15 protein-coding genes are annotated in these 17832 nt (G+C 64.6%); 6 read left to right on the forward strand and 9 right to left on the reverse strand.

What is annotated here, in order from left to right; genetic code table 11:
* Positions 1-258 precede the first annotated feature (258 nt).
* From E8F20_RS12795 to E8F20_RS12805, 3 genes are all read left to right on the forward strand, one after another.
* Positions 259-1644: a GntP family permease gene (locus E8F20_RS12795; RefSeq protein ID WP_280284039.1), complete on the forward strand. Its 1386-nt coding sequence runs from the start codon at positions 259-261 to the stop codon at positions 1642-1644.
* Positions 1645-1813: 169 nt separating this feature from the next.
* Positions 1814-3370, forward strand: coding sequence for an acyl CoA:acetate/3-ketoacid CoA transferase (locus tag E8F20_RS12800; protein ID WP_280284040.1), 1557 nt, complete (start codon positions 1814-1816; stop codon positions 3368-3370).
* A 123-nt stretch (positions 3371-3493) separates the two neighbouring features.
* On the forward strand, positions 3494-4753 hold the full coding sequence (locus tag E8F20_RS12805; protein ID WP_280284041.1) for an OprD family porin: 1260 nt from the start codon (positions 3494-3496) through the stop codon (positions 4751-4753).
* 104 nt (positions 4754-4857) lie between these two features.
* On the opposite strand, the gene speB is transcribed toward E8F20_RS12805, so the two are convergent.
* Entirely contained in the window at positions 4858-5820 is a 963-nt protein-coding gene (speB, locus tag E8F20_RS12810; protein ID WP_280284042.1) for an agmatinase, read from the reverse strand.
* A 77-nt stretch (positions 5821-5897) separates the two neighbouring features.
* On the reverse strand, positions 5898-6980 hold the full coding sequence (locus E8F20_RS12815; RefSeq protein ID WP_280284043.1) for a polyamine ABC transporter substrate-binding protein: 1083 nt from the start codon (positions 6978-6980) through the stop codon (positions 5898-5900).
* Positions 6981-7090: 110 nt separating this feature from the next.
* Between E8F20_RS12815 and E8F20_RS12820 the strand changes: the two genes are divergently transcribed.
* The gene (locus E8F20_RS12820; protein ID WP_280284044.1) at positions 7091-8002 is read left to right on the forward strand and encodes a LysR family transcriptional regulator; all 912 of its coding nucleotides are present in this window, start codon (positions 7091-7093) and stop codon (positions 8000-8002) included.
* A 153-nt stretch (positions 8003-8155) separates the two neighbouring features.
* Here the strand turns inward: E8F20_RS12820 and E8F20_RS12825 are convergent, their stop codons facing one another.
* From E8F20_RS12825 to E8F20_RS12840, 4 genes are all read right to left on the reverse strand, one after another.
* Positions 8156-9508 carry a glutamine synthetase family protein gene (locus E8F20_RS12825; RefSeq protein WP_280284045.1) on the reverse strand — a complete coding sequence of 451 codons (1353 nt, stop codon included), beginning with the start codon at positions 9506-9508 and terminating at the stop codon, positions 8156-8158.
* Between the two features lie 25 nt (positions 9509-9533).
* Complete coding sequence (locus E8F20_RS12830) at positions 9534-10091, reverse strand: XRE family transcriptional regulator (RefSeq protein ID WP_280284046.1); 558 nt, start codon at positions 10089-10091, stop codon at positions 9534-9536.
* 34 nt (positions 10092-10125) lie between these two features.
* Positions 10126-11415, reverse strand: a complete 1290-nt coding sequence (locus E8F20_RS12835; RefSeq protein ID WP_280284047.1) for an FAD-binding oxidoreductase — start codon at positions 11413-11415, stop codon at positions 10126-10128.
* A 184-nt stretch (positions 11416-11599) separates the two neighbouring features.
* The gene (locus tag E8F20_RS12840) at positions 11600-12505 is read right to left on the reverse strand and encodes a LysR family transcriptional regulator (RefSeq protein ID WP_280284048.1); all 906 of its coding nucleotides are present in this window, start codon (positions 12503-12505) and stop codon (positions 11600-11602) included.
* A 232-nt stretch (positions 12506-12737) separates the two neighbouring features.
* On the opposite strand from E8F20_RS12840, the gene E8F20_RS12845 reads away from it, so the two are divergent.
* A complete protein-coding gene (locus E8F20_RS12845; RefSeq protein WP_280284049.1) occupies positions 12738-13307 on the forward strand; it encodes a tetratricopeptide repeat protein in 570 nt (189 codons plus the stop codon).
* 154 nt (positions 13308-13461) lie between these two features.
* Here the strand turns inward: E8F20_RS12845 and E8F20_RS12850 are convergent, their stop codons facing one another.
* Both E8F20_RS12850 and E8F20_RS12855 read right to left on the reverse strand, forming a co-directional pair.
* Complete coding sequence (locus E8F20_RS12850) at positions 13462-15582, reverse strand: TonB-dependent siderophore receptor (protein ID WP_280284050.1); 2121 nt, start codon at positions 15580-15582, stop codon at positions 13462-13464.
* A 401-nt stretch (positions 15583-15983) separates the two neighbouring features.
* The gene (locus E8F20_RS12855) at positions 15984-16241 is read right to left on the reverse strand and encodes a DUF2790 domain-containing protein (RefSeq protein ID WP_280284051.1); all 258 of its coding nucleotides are present in this window, start codon (positions 16239-16241) and stop codon (positions 15984-15986) included.
* 231 nt (positions 16242-16472) lie between these two features.
* On the opposite strand from E8F20_RS12855, the gene E8F20_RS12860 reads away from it, so the two are divergent.
* Complete coding sequence (locus tag E8F20_RS12860) at positions 16473-17210, forward strand: tellurite resistance TerB family protein (RefSeq protein ID WP_280284052.1); 738 nt, start codon at positions 16473-16475, stop codon at positions 17208-17210.
* Here the strand turns inward: E8F20_RS12860 and E8F20_RS12865 are convergent.
* Positions 17207-17659 carry a YMGG-like glycine zipper-containing protein gene (locus E8F20_RS12865; protein WP_280284053.1) on the reverse strand — a complete coding sequence of 151 codons (453 nt, stop codon included), beginning with the start codon at positions 17657-17659 and terminating at the stop codon, positions 17207-17209. The genes E8F20_RS12860 and E8F20_RS12865 overlap by 4 nt on opposite strands.
* Between the last annotated feature and the right edge of the window lie 173 nt (positions 17660-17832).

The following is a 17832-nucleotide window of genomic DNA, read 5'->3' on the forward strand; positions in this document are numbered from 1 at the left end:
GTTGAGCAGTGCAGCTGTCCATTCGATTGGACACCTCCTTGACGGGGCGTCCAGTTTTCTGGGCAATGTCCAGATTTATAGACATCGGCTTTCCCCGCGAAATACCCCTCTCAGCCATGAAGGCCCCGCCCCAGAGCCATTGGCACGCTTTTCACCGCACTTGGCACAGCTTTCGCTGTAAGAGCGCCATGGGCCGCACAATGGCCCGCCACCGGCCGCCTCGATGCGGCGGAAAACAACAACAAGAAGGAAGTCCCCATGGGCACCCTAGGTATCCTGATTTCTCTCGCTCTGCTGATGTACCTCGCCTACCGCGGCATCAACGTACTGATCCTCGCGCCCCTCTTGGCCCTGTTGGCGGTGCTCTTCGCCGGCGACGCGGCGCTGATGCTGCCGACCTACACCCAGGTCTTCATGAAGTCCCTGGGCGGCTACCTGATCCAGTTCTTCCCCCTGTTCCTGCTCGGCGCCATCTTCGGCAAGTTGATGGACGACTCAGGCTCGGCCCGCGCCATCGCCCACGGCATCGTTGCCAAGCTCGGCCGCGAGCGCGCCATCCTGGCCATTGTGCTGGCCTGCGGCCTGCTGACCTACGGCGGCGTGTCGCTGTTCGTGGTGGCATTCGCGGTCTACCCCATCGGCACCGCGCTGTTCCGCGAGGCGGGCATTCCCAAGCGCCTGCTGCCGGGTGCCATTGCCCTCGGCGCCTTCACCTTCACCATGACCGCGCTGCCCGGAACCCCGGCCATCCAGAACGCCATCCCCAGCCCCTTCTTCGGCACCGACGCCTTTGCCGCGCCCATTCTCGGCCTGATCGGCGGCCTGATGATGCTCGTCCTCGGCAGCTGGTGGCTGAGCGCCCAGGCCCGCAAGCTGATGGCGGCCGGCGAAGGCTACGGCGAACACAAGAATGAGGCGACGGAGCAGGTTGGCGTACCCACGACTGGCTTCTGGCTGGCGCTGCTGCCGATCCTGCTGGTGATCGTCCTCAACTTCCTGATGGCCAAGCAGGTGCTGCCGAACGTCGACACCAGCTTCCTGGCCAAGCCCGAGTTCGGCGGCCTGCAGGACGCCAAGTCGGTGATCGGCATCTGGTCCATCATCGTCGCCCTCAGCGCCGCCGTGCTGCTGCTGATCGGCCTGCACTGGAAGCGCTGGACCGACCTCAAGCAGAGCCTCAACGACGGCACCTTCGGCTCCATGCTGCCGATCCTCAACACCGCGTCCGAAGTGGGTTACGGCACAGTGATCGCCTCGCTCGCCGGCTTCGTGGTGATCCGCGACCTGGTGCTCAGCGTGCCGGGCAACCCGCTGGTGTCCGAAGCCGTCGCCGTGAACATCCTCGCCGGTATCACCGGCTCGGCCTCCGGCGGCATGTCCATCGCGCTGAAGACCCTCGGCGCCCAGTATCTGGAAATGGCCAACGCCGCCGGCATCAGCCCTGAGCTGCTGCACCGCGTTGCCGCCATGGCCTCCGGCTGCATGGATACCCTGCCGCACAACGGCGCGGTGATCTCGCTGCTGGCCATCTGCAAGCTGACCCACCGCGATTCGTACAAATTCATCTTCATGAACACCGTGATCTTCCCGCTCATGGCCCTGACGGTGGTGATCACCCTGGGCAGCCTGTTCGGGAGCTTCTGACCCAGACTCCAGGCATGTACCTGGCCATGTGGGGGCGAATTCATTCGCGAAGCAGACCGCAGGTCTGCCACGGGCTCCCTGGGGGCCGCCGCGCGCCCCTTAGCGATTGAAATCGCCCCCACAGGAAAAGCTGCACCCTGAACTGAGATTCAACAGCTCGAGGAACACCATGAGCAAAGTGATGAGCGCCGCCGATGCGGTCGCCAAGATCCCGGATAACGCCAACCTGGCCACGGGCGGTTTCGTCGGCATCGGCTTCGCCGAAGAGATCGCCATCTCCCTGGAACAGCGCTTCGCCGCCGAGCAGGCGCCTCAGGGCCTGACCCTGGTGTATGCCGCCGGGCAAGGCGACGGCAAGGGCCGCGGCCTCAACCACCTGGCCCATGAGGGCTTGGTGCGCCGGGTGATCGGTGGCCACTGGGGCCTGGTGCCGGGTTTGCAGAAGCTCGCTGTGGATAACCGCATCGAGGCCTACAACCTGCCCCAGGGTGTGATCTCGCAGTTGTTCCGCGATATCGCGGCAGGCAAGCCGGGGCAATTGTCCAAGGTCGGCCTGGGCACCTTCGTCGACCCTGTGTTCGGCGGCGGCAAGCTGAATGCGCGCACCACCGAGGAGCTGGTGCGACGCATGCCCATCGAGGGCGAGGACTACCTGTTCTACAAGGCCTTTCCGATCCACGTCGGAGTGATCCGCGCCACCAGCGCCGACGAAGACGGCAACCTCTCCATGGAGCGCGAGGCACTGACCATCGAGAGCCTGGCCATCGCCATGGCCGCACGCAATTCCGGCGGCCTGGTGATCGCCCAGGTGGAGCGCGTGGTGGCCCGTGGCTCGCTGAACCCGCGCGACGTGAAGATCCCAGGAATTCTGGTGGACTGCGTGGTGGTGGCCCGCCCGGAAAACCATCAGCAGACCTTCGCCACCACCTACAACCCGGCCTTCGCCGCCGAGGTGCGGGTGCCGGTGGACAGCCTGACGCCCATGCCGCTCGACCTGCGCAAGCTGATCGCCCGCCGCGCCGCCCTGGAGCTGCCGCCGGGTGCAGTGGTCAACCTCGGCATCGGCATGCCCGAAGGCGTAGCCGCCGTGGCCGCCGAGGAAGGCGTGATCGACCTGCTGACGCTGACCGCCGAGCCCGGCGTGATCGGTGGCGTGCCCGCCTCGGGCCTGGACTTCGGCGCGGCGAGCAACCACAGCGCGTTGATCGACCAGCCCTACCAGTTCGACTTCTACGACGGCGGCGGCCTGGATATCGCCTTCCTCGGCCTGGCCCAGGCCGACGCCGAGGGCAACCTCAACGTGTCCCGGTTCGGCACTCGCCTGGCGGGCGCCGGCGGCTTCATCAACATCAGCCAGAATGCCAAGGCGGTGGTCTTCGTCGGCACCTTCAGTGCCGGCGCGCAGGACATCCGCATCGAGAATGGCGCCCTGCGCATCGTGCAGGAGGGCGAGGTGCGCAAGTTCGTCCAGGAAGTGGAACACCGCACCTTCGCCGGAAGGCTTGCTGCCGAATCGGGCAAGCCGGTGCTCTACGTCACCGAGCGCTGTGTGTTCCGCCTGACCCTTGAGGGCCTGGAGCTGATCGAGATCGCACCGGGTGTGGACCTGGAGCGGGACATCCTGGCCCGCATGGATTTCCGACCCATCGTGCGCGAACCGAAGCGGATGGATGCGCGGCTGTTCCGAGAGGGGCGTATCGGGCTGCGTGAGCTGATCGCCCCGTAAAGATTGTGCGTGATAACGCGGGCCCGTCCTGGGTCCGCGTCTTTTTCTGTCTCTTCCGCCTTCGGCGTTTCGCGCCGGAGCGGGTATCGCTGTGCCTGAACAACAACAAGAAGAGGAAAACACATGGATCGCAACACCCTCAGCCTCGCTCTCTGCGGCGTCACTGCCCTGACCTTCTGCGGCCCGGTCAGCGCCGACTTCATCAAGGACTCCAAGGCCAGCCTTGAGCTGCGCAATTTCTACTTCAACCGCGACTTCCGCCAGGACGGCGCCGCCCAGAGCAAGGCCGAAGAATGGGCTCAGGGCTTCCTGCTGCGCGTTGAGTCCGGCTACACCGACGGCCCTGTCGGCGTGGGCGTGGACGCCCTCGGCTTGCTGGGTGTGAAGCTGGATTCCAGTCCGGATCGCACCGGCACCGGCCTGCTGAAGTCCGACCGCGAGCGGCCCAATCGCGCGCAGGATGAGTACGGCGAACTGGGCCTGACCGCCAAGCTGCGCGTCTCGCAGAGCACCCTTAAGGCCGGCACCCTGATGCCCAAGCTGCCGGTGGCGCTGTACAACGACAGCCGCCTGCTGCCACAAACCTTCCGGGGTGCCTGGGCGAACTCGGCGGAAGTGGAAAACCTCAGCCTCGACCTCGGCCGTTTCGACCGCATCAACCTGCGCAATTCGTCTGATAACGAAGAAATGGCCGTGTTCAACGGCGGCAACCGCAACATTGTCCTGGGCCGGACAAAAACCAGCGACCAATTCGACTTCGCCGGTGCGACCTACAAGTGGACGCCCAACCTCAGCAGCGCTTACCACTACGGCGGCCTCGACGGCATCTACAAGCAGCACTACCTGACGCTGAACCACCTGCTACCCATCGCCGAAGGCCAGTCGCTGAAGAGCGATATCCGCTGGGCGCACAGCACCGACGATGGCGGCAGCAATGTGGATAACGATGCTTTCGGCGCGATGTTCACCTACGCCTTGGGCGGCCACGCCTTCGGCCTGGGCTACCAGCGCATGAGCGGCGACACCGGTTTTGCCAACATCAACGGCACCGATGCCTACCTGGTGAACCTGGTGCAGATCAACGATTTCGGCAACGAAGACGAGCGCTCCTGGCAGGCTCGCTACGACTACAACTTCGCGGCCCTGGGCATCCCCGGTCTGACCTTCATGACCCGCTACCTGTCAGGCGACAACGTCGACCTGCGCGGCGCCGCTGGTGAAGGCGAGGAGTGGGAACGCAACACAGACATCGCCTACGTGGTGCAGAGCGGACCGCTGAAGAACCTCGGCGTGAAGTGGCGCAACGCGAGCACGCGGAGCAACTTCGGCAGCGACATCGACGAGAACCGGCTGATCCTGAGCTACACCCTGGCGTTGTGGTGAGGTGCCACCGGTTCGTAGGATGCGGTTGAGCGCAGCGAAACCCATCAACTTGGTTGCGATGGGTTTCGTACCTCAGCCTGATGGTCCACCCGGCTGGACGCCGCTTACTTGATCCCCAACTTGTGCCGCGCCGCGTACAGGCAAACCATCTCCATCGCCAGGGTGGCGCCGGCGAGGGCGGTGACTTCGGCGTTGTCGTAGGGTGGCGCGACTTCGACCACGTCCATCCCCACCAGGTTGATGCCGCGCAGGCCACGGAGGATTTCCAGCGCCTGGTGGCTGGACAGGCCACCGCACACCGGGGTGCCGGTGCCAGGGGCGAAGGCCGGGTCGAGGCAGTCGATGTCGAAGGTCAGGTACACCGGGTTGTCGCCCACCCGCGCGCGGATACGTTCGGCGATCTGCTCGGGCGTGTGGCGGTGTACCTCGCGGGCATCCAGCACCTGGAAGCCCATCACATCGTCATTGGTGGTGCGCAACCCCACCTGCACCGAGCGTGACGGGTCCACCAGGCCTTCCCGGGCTGCGTGATAGAACATGGTGCCGTGGTCGATGCGCTTCACTTCTTCGTCCGGCCAGGTATCGCTGTGGGCGTCGAAGTGGATCAGCGACAGCGGACCATGCTTGGCCGCGTGAGCCTTGAGCAGCGGGTAGCTGATGAAATGGTCGCCGCCCAGGGTGAGCATCGCCGCGCCGGATTCGAGGATGCGCGCGGCATGGGCCTGGATGATTTCCGGCGTGTCCTGCGGAGTGCCGTGGTCGAAGGCGCAGTCGCCGTAGTCGATCACCGCCAGGTGGTCGAAGGGATCGAACTCCCAGGGGTAATGCCGCGCCCAGGCCATCTGCACCGAGGCAGCGCGAATGGCGCGCGGCCCGAAGCGACTGCCGGGGCGGTTGGTGGTGGCGGTGTCGAAAGGCACCCCGCTCACCACCAAGTCGACGCCGCGCAGTTCACGGCTGTACCGGCGGCGCATGAAGCTGGTGATGCCCGCATAGGTGGGTTCGGCTGCGGTGCCGTACAGGCTGTCGCGGGTCATGGCCTGGTCGTTGTCGAAGGCGTGGTCCATATCATTGGTCTCCAATGCCCCTCTCGCTTTGGGAGAGGGGGGCGGGCTGCGATCAGATGAGGGTGGTTGAAGGCGACTCAGTACTGAGTACGGAACGAAGTCCAGAGGCGAGTGCGCGCACGCTGGTCCTTGAGCGACTGGATCTGCTCGCCGAACAGGCGATCACGCACGTCCTTGCTCGGGTAGATGTCCGGGTCGCCGGCCACCTCCGGTGTCAGCAGCGGATTGGCAGCCTTGTTGGCATTGGCGAAGAACTGGCTGTTGGTCAGCTCGGCAATGGCGTCGGGGCGCAGCATGTAGTCGATGAAGGCGTGAGCCGCCTCGGGGTGCGGAGCGTCTGCCGGAATGGCCATGGTGTCGAACCAGATCAGCGTGCCTTCACGGGGGATGCGGTAGATCACCTCGAAGGGCATCTGCGCCTGCCGCGCCTGGTCGGCGGCGATGGCGGCGTCGCCGTTGTAGGTCAGCGCCAGGCAGATCTCGCCCTTGGCCAGGTCGTTGATGTGCTTGCCGGAGCCGACGTAGCGCACGTTCGGTTGCAGCTCGGCGAAGAGCTGTTGCACGGCCGCAAGGTCGGCCTTGTCGGTGCTGTAAGGGGCCTTGCCGAGGTAATGCAGCGCGACGCTGATGACCTCCTGCGGCGAGTCGATCACGGCGATGCCGCAATCCTTGAGGCGGCTGGCGTACTCGGGCTTGAACAGCAGGTCGAGGCTGTTCAGCGGTGCATCGGGAATGCGCTTGGCCACAGCCTCCTGGTTGATGCCCAGGCCCACGGTGCCCCAGGTATAAGGCACGCCAAAGCGGTTGTCCGGGTCGACGGTGGCCAGCTTTGCCAGCAGCTCGGCGTCGAGGTTGGCGAAGTTCTTCAGCCGTTCGCGCTGCACCGGCTGCACCGCCTGGGCCTGGATGGCGCGGGCCAGGCCACTGCTGGCGGGGAAGACGACGTCATAACCGCTGCCACCGGTGAGCAGCTTGGCGTCCAGGGCTTCGGCACTGTCGAAGATGTCGTACTTCACCTCGATGCCGGTTTCAGTCTTGAAGCCTTGCAGGGCCTTCTCCGGGATGTAGGCGGACCAGCTGTAGAGGTTCAGTGCCTTGTCTTCGGCTTGCACGGGCAAGGCGCAGGTGAACAGGGCGGCAAGCAACAAGGGGAAACGCATGGTGGGCTCCTGGAAGGGATCAGGTGGAGCCATGCTGCGCCCGGCTTTGCTTTGAATAAATATGAAGTGTTCTACTTTGGCATCTACATCTATCAATGTTTGGTGCCGCCATGCTCAGCCAGCTCCATGACCTCGACCTGCAACTGCTGCGCATCTTCGTCACGGTGGTGGAAAGCGGCGGCTTCAGCGCCGCCCAGGGCGAGCTGGGCATTGGCCAGTCCACGATCAGCACGCAGATGGCCAAGCTGGAGACGCGCCTGGGCTTTCGCCTTTGCGAGCGCGGTAAGGCGGGCTTTCGCCTGACGCCCAAGGGCGAGCAGGTGCTGGCCGCCACGCGCAAGCTGTTCGGCGCCATCGAGACCTTCAAGGGCGAGGCGCAGGGGATGGCCGACCTGCTCCTGGGGGAACTGCGCATCGGCCTTTCCGAAGCCCTCGACAACCAGGTGCTGCAACGCCTGGGCGAGGCCATCGGGCGCTTCCGTCAGCGCAACCAGGCCGTGCAGTTCGAGCTGATCAGTGCCATGCCGGCCGAGCTGGAACGGCGCCTGCTGCAAGACCAGCTGCACCTGGCGATCGGCTACTTCTCGGGCACCCAGGCGGCGCTGGACTACCAGCCGCTGTTCAGCGAGCAACAACGGTTGTTCTGTGGTGTCGGGCATCCGCTGTTCGGACGCGGCCAGGTCAGTCTCGACGACCTGGCCGACTGCGACCTGGTGCATCACCCCTACCGTTTCGAAGAGGCGCGGCAGCCCTTCCAGAGCGGCCCAAGCAGTGCGCGCACCGAACAGGTGGAGTGCAGCCTGGCCTTCATCCTGTCGGGCGCGCATATCGGCTACCTGCCGGAGCACATCGCTGCGCCCTGGGAGGCAGCCGGTCAGTTGCAGGCGCTGCTGCCGGAGGAGACCGGCTATCGCGTGCAGTTCCACCTCAGCAGCCATCGCGGGCGCCAGCCGAGCGAGGCGCAGCTGGCGTTCGTGGAGGATCTGCTGCAGGCGTTCGGCTCGCCCGTCCCCTCTCCTTGAAGCGGAGAGGGGTGACTCTCGGAGCAGCTCCCGGGCAGTCGCAGGGTGGACCACGCTTCACCGGTCCACCATCCGTACCCAGGCCGAACACTGGACGGTGGAAATGAAAGGCGATTTCCACCCTGCGTCTGCCGGAGAGGAGGACTCAGGCGATCACATGTACCAGCGGTATTCCCGCGCGCTGACCTCGTTCATGAAGTCCAGGTATTCCTGGCGCTTGTTCTCGCAGTAGACCATCACGAATTCGCTGCCCAGGCCTTCGTTCACGTCGGGGTGGCTGCGCATGGCGGTCACGGCGGTGAGCATATCCGTGGGGAAGTCGATGCCGCTGGAACGGTCTTCGTTGAGCGGCGCGATGGGCTCGCGGGCGGCGTCCAGGCCGTGCTCCATGCCGGTGAGGATGGCGGCCAGCACCAGGTAGGGGTTGGCGTCTGCGCCGGCCAGGCGGTGTTCGATGCGCAGGTTGCGGCCATCGGACTCGGGAATGCGGATGCACGCATCGCGGTCTTCGAAGCCCCAGCTGGCACGGCTGGCGGCGTTGACCATGGCGCCGTAGCGGCGGAAGGCGTTGTGGTTGGCGGCGAAGATCGGCATGCAGTACGGCAGCAAGTCGAGGCAGCCGGCCACGGCGTGGCGCAGCGGGCGCTGCTCGTTGGCGGCCAGCAGGTTATTGCCGTCACGGTCGTAAAGGCTGACGTGCACGTGCATACCGCTGCCCGGCGCATTCAGGTAGGGCTTGCTCATGAAGCTGGCGCGGTGGCCGTGCTTCATCGCCACGCCACGGGTGCTGCGGCAGAACAGAGCGGCCCAGTCGGCGGCCTGGAGGCCGTCGTCGCAGTGGCCGAAGTTGATCTCGAACTGGCCCGGGCCGAGTTCGGCGGTGATGACGTTGGCGGCGACGCCCTGTTCATTGGCCGCCTCGACCATCTCGTGGAGCACCGAGGAGAAACGCGACAGGCGCTCGATGTGCATGTTCGGCTGGTCGTCTTCGTCGTCGCAAAGCGGGTCCCGGGGGAACTGCGGCAGGCCATCCTGCAGCTTGCGGTCGAACAGGTAGAACTCCAGCTCGAAGGCCACCACTGGGCGGATGCCACGTTTTTCCAGGCGTTGCAGGACCCGCGCCAGCACTTCGCGCGGCTCGAACTCGATGGGCGCTTCGGTGCCGTCGGAGGTGATGAGCATCTGCCCCAGGGGTTCCTTCTCCCAGCGCACCGGCTTCAGGGTGCCGGGCACCAAGCGGCGCGGCGCATCCGGGTCGCCATCGTTGAAGCAGTAGTCGCCAATCGGGTAGAGCCCACCCTGGGTACCGAGCAGTACGCAGTTCTGCGGCACTTTCAGCGGACTGCCCGCGGCCACTTTCTCCACCATCTCCACGGGGTAGCGCTTGCCGTAGAAGTGGCCGGGAATGTCCAGGCAGATCAGGTCGACATAGCGGACTTCCGGGTACTGGGCACGGAAGGCGCGGACTTCGCTGAGCAGGTCGGGGTACTGGTTTGTTGTTGTCATCACTGCGGTCCTGCGAGCCGGGGCTTCAGGTGAAGACCCATAAGACTCGCGTTGGTTTGTCGGAAAGATTGGCGTAGCGGAACTGCGCATGGGGCGGCAGCTGGAAGCTGTCATTGGGATAAAGGGTGACCGGCTCGGCGTTTTCGCCGTACCAGACGGTCAGCTCGCCTTCGAGCACGAAGCCACCCTGCTCCGAGCTGTCGTCCAGGTGGCCTTCGCCGCTGGTGGCGCCGGGTGCCAGGTGGCTTTCGAGCATGGAAAAGCCGCCGGACATGGTGGGCGAGGCCAGCACATCGGTGATGCCGCCGGCGTAATAGAGCGTGCGGCGCTCGCCAGGGCGGGTGACCCAGGGCGTCTCGCGCGGCTTGCTCAGGTTGTAGAAGTAGGTGGTGGGCACGCCCAGCGCTTCGCTGATGGAAGTGAGGTCCGCCACGGTCGGACGCGAGAGCCCGCGCTCCACCTGGGAGAGGAAGCCCACCGAGCGATCGATGCGCGCGGCGAGGTCTCCCAGGGTCACGTTCTTGTGCTTGCGCAGGTCGCGAATCAGGATCGCGAGGCTTTCAATTTCGTCTTGCTTGTCCATTGGAACGCTCCGGTCGTACTCGAATGGCGCGACCTTAAATCACATCCCGCAGGCGGTAATAGGCCTTGCCCGCAGCTTCCAGGGGCGCGGCCAGCAACGAGCCGCCCGGGAAGCGCGGATTGCCGATGGCCTGGTACAGATCGAGCAGGTCGTCGTTGCCGAGGATGGCGTCGCTCACCGCCTTGGCGCCGGCCAGGGTCGGCAGGATGCCGTGACCGGAGAAGCCCTGGAGCCAGTAACGCGAACCTTCGCGGCCGATATCCGGGGTGCGCTTCATGCTGACGTCGATATGGCCGCCCCAGCCGAACTCGATGTCCACGCCCTTGAGCTGCGGGAACACGCGCTCCAGGTAGGGCCGGGTGGCCGCGGGCACGTCCTTGGGCAGGCCGCCCAGGTAAGTGCAACCGCCACCGAAAAGCAGGCGGTTGTCGGGGGTGAGGCGGAAGTAGTCCGGCACGAACTGGTTGTCGATCACGCAGCTGTTCTTCGGCAGTAGCGAGCGCGCCAGTTCCGGGTCCAGCGGCGCGGTGGCGACCTGGTAGGAGCCCACCGGCAGCAGGCGGCTGGAGAGTTGGCGATCGAGACGGTCGACATAGGCGTTACAGGCCATCACCAGGGTGCTGCCGCGCACTTCGCCCTGGGCGGTGCGGGCCACATAGCCGGAAGACGTTTCACGGTATTCCAGCACCTGGCTCTGCTCGTAGATGCGTCCGCCACGGGCTTCGATGGCGGACGCCAGGCCCTGGGCCAGCTTCAACGGGTTGAGGTGGGCGGCTTCCGGGTCGTAGAGCGCAGCCTGGTAGCGCGGGCTGTCGATCCACTCACCCAGTTCGTCACGGCCGATGAGGCGCATCTTGTCGTAACCCCATTTATGGATAGCGTCGGCCTGGGCTTCTTCGAGGAACTTCACCCGGCGCTCCATCACGGCGGTCCAAAGGCTGCCGACGCGGTAGTCCACATTGAAGCCATGGCGGACCGGCAGCTCGCGCATTTCGTCGGCGGCCCAGCGCATGCTGTCCCACAACCGGCGGGTACGCTCCAGGCCCAGCGCCCTCTCCAGCGGCGGCATATCGCAGGACCAGCCCAGCAGCGCCTGCCCACCGTTGCGCCCCGAAGCGGCCCAAGCCACGCGGCTGGCTTCCAGCAGGGTCACACGCTTGCCGGCCTCGGCCAGACGCAGGCCCGTGTGCAGCCCGCTGAAACCGGCGCCGATGATCAGGACATCGGTCTCCTCGCTGCCGGCCTGGCTCGGACGCAGGGGAATACTGCCGGGATAGGTGCGGGCGTAGTAGGTGCCGACATGCTGGGCGGACTGCTTGAACATGGGTGCCTCGTGAATTTTTCACTTTGAAATTTCATGAAAATCTACACAATGAAATTCACGAAGCCAAGCCTTTTGTTCAAAATAAACAACATAAAAACAGAATAGCGCCTGAATCAGCGGTATTAAGGCGAACGAGTGAATGAAATTACAGACAACTGATGGTCCGCCCTGCGGCGTTGCCACACTAGCGCCGGGACCACTCCTGCTGCTTCAGGCCCTCCGCCACATAGTCGAGGAAGCAGGCGATGCGCGAGGCCAGTGCGGTATTGCGGTAGTACACGGCATTGATCGGCTGGCGCACTTCGAGGGTGTCCGCAGCCAGAAGCTGCACCAGGCTGCCGCTGGCGCGGTCTTGCTGAGTCATGAAATCCGACAGGCAGACAATGCCTGAACCGGACAGGGCGAGCTGGCGCAAGGTTTCGCCGCTGGACGCCTTGATCGACGGCTCGATCTGCACGTCATCCTCCACCACAGTGCGCAGGGGCCACTGGTTGAGGCTTTCCGGCTGGGTGAAACCGATCAGGTCGTGACGTTGCAGGTCTTCCACTTTTTTCGGCGTGCCATGGGCCTTGAGATAGGCGGGGCTCGCCAGCACGCGGATGCGGCTGCTGCCCAGGGGGCGGGCATGCAGGGTGGAGTCGCGCAGGGTGCCGATGCGGATGGCGATATCGGTGCGATGCTCGATCAGGTCGATGATCTGGTCGCTGCTGTGCAACTCCAGTTCGATCTCCGGGTAACGCTTACGAAATCCCGCCACCAGCGGCACCAGCACATGCAGCATGAAGGGCGAAGCCGCATTGACGCGCAGGCGTCCTGCCGGTTTCTGCCGGCGCAAGGCCATCTGCTCTTCGGCTTCTTCCACCTGGGCGAGGATGCGCCGCGCCTGGACCAGGAACGCCTCGCCTTCCTCGGTCAGTTCCAGGCGGCGGGTGGTGCGGCGCAGCAGGGTGACGTCGAGCTTGTCCTCCAGCCGGCTCAGGGCGCGGCTGACCCCGGAGGCGGTCTGTGCCAGTTGCTCGGCGGCAGCGGTGATGGAGCCGGTGTCGACCACGGCGGTGAAGGCTTGCAGCTCGTCCAGGGTGGTTTTCATTCGTGACTCCAGCGCAAATATCTTTGGCTTGATACCCGGTTTTTCCGCATGAGTCGAGGGGCGCCCCCCATGCACTTTCTTCGTCGACGGCAGCAAAGGTGTGGTGCGCCGCCGAACACCGACTGGGCCGCTGCACGGCCCTTTCGCGAATGAATTCGCGCCCACTGGACGGATGACGCAGCCGGTGGATGCAACTACCCTCCTCCCTGTTCTGCAAGGGAGAGATCAGCCCATGTCCACTCAACGCGCTCTGCCGCGTCTCATCTGCGTTGCTACGCTCGTCCTGCTCGGCGCCTGCACCCAGCAACAGCAGCAACCCACCCCGCCCGCCGCCCCACCGCCCGCAGGCCAACCCCAGGCCCCCGCGACCACGCCGCAGGACCAGCAGACCAGCGAGTTCGAGCGGATTCGCCAACAGGCCATGCGCGGCGACCTCGACGCCCAGTACCAACTCGGCAGCCTCTACTTCGTCGGCAAGCCGCAGAAGGACCTCAAGCAGGCCGAATACTGGTGGAAGCAGGCCGCTGACAAGGGGCATGCCCAATCGTCCTTCAGCCTCGCCTTCCTCTACACGGGCCGCGCCGACCCCGCATTCGCCGACCAGCGCGCCATGCACAAGTACCTCAGCCAGGCCTCTGCCGCCGGCAACGCCATGGCCCAGCACGTGCTCGGCAGCATGTACGCCCAGGGCGCCGAAGGCCTCAAGCAGGACCCTTATCAGGCCCGAGCCCTGTTCCAGAGCGCATGCGACAAGCAGTACGCACCGAGCTGCGAGGCGTTGAAGAAGCTGCAGGCGAATTGAGTCGATCGTGCGGGGCCATTTCAATCGCCAAGCAGGCCGAATGTCTGCCCCGTAGGAGCGAATTCATTCGCGAAAGGGATTGGCACAGCGCCAATCTGCGTCCCCAGAAAGAAAAACGCTCGGCACTAGCCGAGCGCTTTCATTCACTGCGCGATCAGAACCGATAGTTGGCGCTGAGCTCCAGGGTGCGCGGTGCACCGGGGGTGATCAGGTCCACCGAGCCATGGGCCGAGGCGTAGTAGTCGCGATCGAACACGTTGTGCAGACGCAGCGCCATGTCCCATTGCGGCACGCCGTAGAGAAGCGCTGCGTCGAAGGTCGTGTAGCTGGGCATCACGACCTTGTTGTCCAGTGCGGTGTAGCGGTCATCCACGTAGTTGGCGCCCATGCCCAGGCGCCACTCCGGCATCAGGGTACGCACTACCCAGAGGTTGGCGCTGTTGCGCGGAGTCAAGGTCGGGGTCTGGCCTTCGTTGGGCACGCCGTTGGTCTTGTTGGTGGACTTGGTGATTTCTGCATCCAGGTATGCGTAGCCACCATACACATTCCATTTTTCAGTAATTTGGCCGCTGAAGGTGGCCTCGAAACCATCGGTGCGCTGCTCACCGGCGAGCACCGTCAGGTTGGTGGTCGGGTCGGTGGTCTTCATGTTGGTGCGCTCAAGTCGAAACACCGCGGCGGTGACCGAGAGGCGGTTGTCGAGCAGGTCCCACTTGGCACCTACTTCGTAGTTGGTGGTTTCCTCGGGCTCGAGGTGCTGGTTGCTCGGCGCCAGGGCAAACACTTCGCCCGATGGCTGATAACCACGGCTCACCGAGACGTAGTAGGACTGGATCTGATCCGGCTGGAACACAAGGCCGGCACGCGGGCTCCAGGTCTTGTCGGTACGGTCCAGGTCGACGTTGGCCAGGCGATCATCGTCGTACTCCTGGCCGAAGATGTCGTAGCGCACACCAAGCAGCGCCTTCCATTGCGAGTTCAGCTCGATCATGTCCTGCACGTAGAAGCCGGCGGTGTCCTGGAAGTTGGTGCCCTTGGAGGACAAGGTGCTAGCGTGTTCCGGCACTGGAACCAGGGCGTCGCGGTAGACCGGCACCTGGGCTACGTTGCTCTGGCTGAACACCCGCTGGTACTTGTCCTGGTGGCCCAGTTCGACGCCGTAGAGCAGGCTGTGCTGCATCCCGGCCAGTTGCACCTGCTGCTTCAGTTCGGTCTGGTTGAACACACCGTATTCATCACGCGCCACGTTGCCTCGGTTCAGCTTCACCAGCAGCTCGCCATTGGGCGCAGTGACGAAGCGGGTCGCACTGCTGTCGGCCAGGGTGTTGTTGCGGTCCAGGTCGTAGCGGTAGTAGCGGGTGGTGTTGCTCAGGGTCAGGTCATCGTTGATGCGGTAGTCCAGGCCGGCGGTGAAGGAGAACACTTCACTGCGGGCGTAGTCCTGATCCGCGTCGCCCGAGCCGAAGCGCTTCTCGCGGTCGACGTGTACCGGGCGGTCACCGCGAGCGGGAATGCCGAAGTCGATCAGGCGCTTGTCATAGAGGTAGGTTGCGCCCAGGTTGAGTTCCAGGTCATCGGACAGCTTGAAGAAGGCGGACGGCGCAATCGCCTTGCGGTCGATGTAGCCGTCATCGCGGAAGGTATCGCTGTCTTCGAACGCTCCGGTAACGCGGAACGCCTTGTCGCGCTGCTGCGGGTCGGCCCAGCCGGCATCGAACTGGGTGCGGCGCTTGCCTTCGCTGTCGAAGCTCACGCCCAGCTCCTGCTTGGGATCGAAACCGGGTTTCTTGCTCACACTGTTGATCAGACCGCCGGAAGATCCACGCCCGTAGAGTACGGCAGCCGGGCCTTTGATGACTTCGACGCGTTCGATGTTGGAAAGATCGCGGAAGTACAGCGCATCGTCACGGATGCCGTCGACGAACATATCGCCGATGGCGCTGAAGCCACGAATGGTGACCTGGTCGCGCTGGCCGTCACCGTTAGAAAGACCGATGCCGGGAACGTTCTTCAGCACGTCTTCCATGGACTGGGCGCCCTGGTCCTTGATCACGCTCTCGGGCACCACGTTGACGGTCTGGGGAATGTCACGCAGTGGCGCGTCGATCTTCAGCGCGCTACGGCTCTCGGTGGCCTTGTAGCTTTGCTGCTCGTAGGCACTGGTCACCGAGGTTGCCGGTATAGCCAACGCTTCCTTGGTTTCAGCCTGGACTGCGGGAATTACTAGCAGGCCCAGCATCGGCAGAGATGCCGGGGCAATACGCTTTCTAGCCACCACGAGTTCCTTGTTTTGTTTTTGCGGAAAGGAACGAATGGTAACAATTAGCATTTGTAAATCAAATGTAAATAATTCGCAGCCCGGAGATTTTACCGATCGATTTTCGTGGCATGCCTTGCAGCACCGGACGCCATGCCATGGCAGCGCTTGAATGCGCGACTGAAGGCGGCTTCGGCCAGGGATACCAGGCTCCAGTCCCGCGCCGGGTCGCGATGGATCAGGCCAATGACGCGGCCGAGCTGGCGGGCGTAGATGCGCTAATCCTGCGGGCAGGCGCCTTTTTCGAGAACCTGCTGCCGGCGCCGTGCATGATCGAGCGAAGGGGGTGGGTTAATGCACGGTGCTGCAATGGACAGCTGCCCGTCCCTGGCGAATGAATTCGCACCTCCACGCCTGCATCAGCTGTTGGCGCAGGCGCTGGACTCTTTCAGGTAGGTGACGGACTTCTCTTCGCCGTTGGAATCGACGTAGGTCATCTTCGCCTGGATGGTTTCGCAGATCAGGGAGTTCGGTTCGTCGATGGAAATGACGCGGGCGACATCCAGCGGCATGCCGTAGCGGTAGGGCACGGACTCGGCGGATTTCGCGGCGAAGACGCTGCCACTGGCCAGGAAGGCGAGCAACAGGGTGGTACTGGTGGCGATGGCACGGTTCATGGTGGTTTTCCTGGTTTGCCTGGTTTGCCTGGAAGGCCCGACATCGCTGGCGATGCGTTCTTGGCCCATGTGCCCATTGGACGCCAGGCACGGCGCGTGAAAAAGACGGCTTTGCTGAAAGCGCTTTTCCGTGGCGCGCAACAATCTTCGCCGCCCGGCGGTCATGCCCCTGCATTTGGCCGGGTCTATCGTTCCCAGACCGGGCAACGGCCACCAGACGAGGATGAGGCCATGAACACCAGTGATCTGCTCGAACAACTGCTGCGGGCCGGCCAGGCCGGTGCATCACGACAAGGCGGCGCGGACATGGCGTCGCAGGACCCCTTGGGCGGACTCGGCGGCCTGTTGGGTGGACTCATGGGTGGCGGTGGCGGCAATGCCGGGCTGGGCGGTTTGCTCGGGAGCATTCTCGGCGGCGGTGGAGGCCTGGGTGGCAACCCGATGGGCGGTGGCTCGATGGGTAGCAGTGGCGGGCGCTCCGGCGGCATGAACTACGCCGCACTGGCCTCCCTGGGCATGATGGCCTTCCAGGCGTACCAGGCCTGGCAGCGCCAGCAGCCTGCCGCTGCGCCGCAGCAGGCACTGCGCACCGTGGATCAGCTTTCTGGTGCTGATGCGGATGACCACAGCCTTGCCATTCTCCGAGCGCTGATCGCCGCGGCCAAGGCGGACGGTCGCATCGACGAGCAGGAAAAACAGACGATCTACGCCGAGATCGCCCGCCATACCGACGACCCGCAGTTGCAGGAATGGCTGGATCAGGAGGTGCGCCGCCCGCTGGACGCCGCCGAGGTCGCGCAGTCGGCAACGGACCCGGGCATGGCCGCTGAGATGTACCTGGCCAGCGTGATGCTGGTGGATGACCAGCAGGCCGCCGAACGCGCCTACCTGGACGAACTGGCCTATCAGCTCAGGCTCGATCCGGACCTGCAGGCGCAACTGGAGCGGCAGACGCGGGGAAGTGCCTAAGGGCTGACCTGGTAACCGCGCTGCTGCAGGCAGCTGGTATAGGCCGATGACGAGGTGCTGCTGGCCTGTTCATTGGCACGGCGATCCTGCCGGCGATCCTGGCGCTGACGCGAGCCGCCGACTACGGCGCCCGCTACAGCGGCATCCTTGGCTTTCTCCTGCCGGTACTCCTGCTGCAAGTCGTCATCGATACGCTCGTAATCGTTGCTGCGCGCCTGCCCGACTGCGGCGCCCGCCATAGCACCAGCGGCGGCGCCACGAACGCGACCTCCGCTCGTGGTCGAGCTGGAGTTGGATGTCGAACTGCCGGCCTGGGCCTGGCAGTTGGCTATGTCCTGCTGGATCTGTTGCTGGGTCTGGCCTTGCAGGGGCACCACGGTTTCGGCGAACGCGGGCAGGCAGACTAGCGAGGCGAGCAGGGTCAAGCGGCAAGAAACGATTGGGCGCATGGCAATAGAGCTCCAGGAGCAGGTGGGGGGAATCGGCAATTCGCCGGCCTTGTAGCGTTCAGTCTGGCGTCGAGCGGGTTACCACGACGTGAGCGCCGACCAGTGGGCGCGGTCGCCATGCTTCAGGTAGCCTTGCGCACCCGCTAATCTCTGACCACCGCCCCGCGCCGAGT

Source organism: Pseudomonas sp. BN415, from assembly GCF_029871195.1.
Classification (GTDB): domain Bacteria; phylum Pseudomonadota; class Gammaproteobacteria; order Pseudomonadales; family Pseudomonadaceae; genus Metapseudomonas; species Metapseudomonas resinovorans.